1 protein-coding gene is annotated in these 934 nt (G+C 56.2%); it reads right to left on the bottom strand.

The genetic code is table 11. From position 1 onward, the window contains the following. Positions 1–8: 8 nt before the first annotated feature. On the bottom strand, positions 9–884 hold the full coding sequence (locus HMPREF2967_RS04945) for an HNH endonuclease (protein ID WP_369816017.1): 876 nt from the start codon (positions 882–884) through the stop codon (positions 9–11). Between the last annotated feature and the right edge of the window lie 50 nt (positions 885–934).

The raw sequence follows: 934 nt of genomic DNA, 5'->3' as shown, positions 1-934 counted from the left end.
GCAAATGCCTAGGAACAAAACCCGGGACACTTCAGCACTAAATGATGCACCTGGCAATAATCCGCCGGTTTATTACACCCTTCACGCGCACACGTCGGATGCTCCGCACTGGCCATTAACCGCTGCTCAAACCCAGCCAAACGCCGCACACGATGCAACCACACCGGCCCAACCGTGGGATGCACCAACGTCACATACCCAACCTCCGCAAACTTATAAGACACAAACTCCCGGCCCGTCATCCGCCCACCGTTGGTAAGCACGAGCTCAATATCATCGCCCTCACCCCGCACAATCTGGTCCAACTCATCCAACGTAACCACCACATTGGTCGCCACCGCAGGCTTCGAACCCCCATGCGCCTGGTTAAAGAACACCTGACCTGCCGCATCCAACAAATCAGCCGGATTAATCGACTCCAAAGTCCCACGCATCTCACTAATGCGCAACGGTGAATCAGTAATCGTCAACGAATGCGGACCCGACCCCCGATACGTCAACCGCACCCCAGGTTCGGGCACCCGCCGCGGCCGCAACTGCTTCAAGCGTTCCTTCGCTACCTTTGGGATTTGGTGTGCTGGAGTCCCTGCCAACCTGACACGCAGATTCCACGCATCCAACTCATTTTTCACCTTGGCGGTATACGCCTCAATCAAGCTCAACGACGCCACATCATGTCCTTGGGCAACCGCAGCCGCACGCGCTTGGCGCTGCTTGCCCGTAAAACGCGTCGACCCAAAATACACACGATGCAGCCCAGCCAACTCCACCGCATCAGCCAATGAAGCGCCACGCGCGCGTAAATCATCCACACTGCCTACCGCAAGCCCCACAAGATCCAACCCCGAACTGCGGTAGGAGAAATAAGTCTCCAAATCCCCCATGCGACAAAGACTAAAACGGCCCTTCCGGTTTTAGAGTGCGTTGATTTTGT

This window comes from Corynebacterium sp. HMSC059E07 (genome assembly GCF_001814395.1).
Classification (GTDB): Bacteria; Actinomycetota; Actinomycetes; order Mycobacteriales; family Mycobacteriaceae; genus Corynebacterium; species Corynebacterium hesseae.
Note: the sequence above shows the minus strand (reverse complement) of the source record. Positions and strands in the feature narration are given on the sequence as shown.